Origin of the sequence: Pseudomonas sp., from assembly GCF_032058845.1 — a bacterium.
Lineage (GTDB): Bacteria > Pseudomonadota > Gammaproteobacteria > Pseudomonadales > Pseudomonadaceae > Aquipseudomonas.
The window spans coordinates 29,233-31,459 of the sequence record NZ_DAMCCR010000046.1 but is presented as its reverse complement, the minus strand read 5'-3'; the positions used below and the strand labels follow the sequence as shown (position 1 = coordinate 31,459).

Genomic DNA, 2,227 nt, shown 5'->3' with positions numbered 1-2,227 from the left:
GGCTGGTGGAAATGCGCCGCCGCTTCAACCTGGAAGTGGCGCTGTTCGACGCCGAGCGCTTCATCGAAAGCGACGCCAGCAATCCGTTCGAAGACGCTCAGTTGGCGCTGGTCGCCCTGGAATGGCTGATCGAAGACGAAAAAGCCCAGGATGCCCTGTTCGCAGCGGGCTGGAACCTGATGGTCGTCGACGAGGCCCACCACCTGGTGTGGCATGAAGAGCACGCCAGCCGCGAATACGCACTGGTGGAACAGCTGGCCCAGGTGATCGACGGTGTTCTGCTGCTGACGGCCACCCCCGAACAGCTGGGTCAGGACAGCCACTTCGCCCGCTTGCGCCTGCTGGACCCGGACCGCTTCCATGACCTCGCCACCTTCCGCGCCGAGAGCGAGCACTACCGGCCAGTAGCCGAGGCGGTGCAAGAGCTGCTTGACCAGGGCCGCCTGTCTGGCAAAGCCCATGACACCATCCAGGGTTTCCTCGGCGCCGAGGGCGAGGCACTGCTGACCGCCGTCAACGATGGCGACAGCCAGGCCAGCGCCCGCCTGATTCGCGAACTGCTCGATCGCCACGGCACCGGGCGTGTGCTGTTCCGCAATACCCGTGCGGCGATTCAGGGTTTCCCCGAGCGTCAGCTGCATGCGTATCCGCTGGCCAATCCACCGGCCTATGCCGCGCTCGATCCAAGTGAACGTGCCGAGTTCTATCCGGAAGTGGCGTTCCAGGCCCAGGCCGAAAGCGCGGAAGAAGAACGCTGGTGGCGCTTCGACCCGCGCGTGGACTGGCTGATCGATACGCTGAAGATGCTCAAGCGCACCAAAGTGCTGGTGATCTGTGCCCATGCTGAAACCGCCATGGACCTGGAAGACGCCTTGCGCGTGCGTTCGGGCATTCCGGCCACGGTCTTCCATGAAGGCATGAACATCCTCGAGCGAGACCGCGCCGCCGCGTACTTCGCCGATGAAGAGTTTGGCGCCCAGGTGCTGATCTGCTCGGAAATCGGCAGTGAAGGCCGCAACTTCCAGTTCGCCCATCACCTGGTGATGTTCGACCTGCCAGCGCACCCCGATCTGCTCGAGCAGCGGATCGGCCGCCTCGACCGTATCGGTCAGAAACACACCATCGAGCTGCACGTGCCTTACCTGCAGGACAGCCCGCAGGAACGCCTGTACCAGTGGTATCAGGAGGCGCTCAATGCCTTCCTGGCCACATGCCCGACCGGTACCGCCTTGCAGCATCAGTTCGGTCCACGCCTGCTGGCGCAGCTCGGCGGCGGCGACAGCCAGGCCTGGGACGCACTGGTGGTCGAGGCGCGTGCCGAACGCGAACGCCTCGAAGCCGATCTGCACAGTGGCCGCGACCGTCTGCTGGAACTGAACTCCGGAGGCGCTGGCGAAGGTGAAGCCCTGGTGGAAGCCATTCTCGAGCAGGATGACCAGTTTGCCTTGCCGATCTACATGGAAACCCTGTTCGACGCCTTTGGCATCGACAGCGAAGACCACTCCGAGAACGCGCTGATCCTCAAGCCCAGCGAGAAGATGCTCGATGCCAGCTTCCCGCTCGGGGACGATGAAGGGGTCACCATCACCTACGACCGTGCCCAGGCGTTGTCTCGCGAAGACATGCAGTTCATTACCTGGGAACACCCCATGGTGCAGGGCGGCATGGACCTGGTGCTGTCTGGCTCGATGGGCAACACGGCCGTCGCGCTGATCAAGAACAAGGCGCTCAAGCCGGGCACCGTGCTGCTGGAACTGTTGTATGTCAGTGAAGTGGTCGCGCCGCGGCATCTGCAACTGGGCCGCTACCTGCCGCCGGCTGCCCTGCGCTGCCTGCTCGACGCCAATGGCAACGACCTGGCGGCCCGGGTAGCCTTCGAAACGCTGAACGAGCAGCTGGAAAGCGTGCCGCGGGCGAGCGCCAACAAGTTCGTACAGGCTCAGCGTGATGTGTTGTCGAAACGGATTGCCGCTGGCGAAGAGAAAATCATGCCGGCCCATATCGAGCGGGTAGCCCAAGCCCAGCGGCGTCTGGCGGCCGAGGCCGATGAAGAGCTGGCAAGGATGACAGCCCTCAAGGCGGTAAACCCGAGCGTTCGCGATACCGAGCTCGATGCGTTGCGCAAGCTGCGCAAGGACGGTGTGGCGATGCTGGAAAAGGCCGCATTACGTCTCGAAGCCATCCGCATTCTGGTGGCTGGCTGACACCCTGACTGCCGCGCACCGCC

General features: G+C 63.9%; 1 protein-coding gene. It reads left to right on the top strand.

The features are described 5' to 3' along the window. Positions 1 to 2,204 (top strand): RNA polymerase-associated protein RapA (rapA, locus tag RT028_RS10965; RefSeq protein WP_312934830.1); only part of this gene is annotated, 2,204 nt, incomplete at its 5' end. Between the last annotated feature and the right edge of the window lie 23 nt (positions 2,205 to 2,227).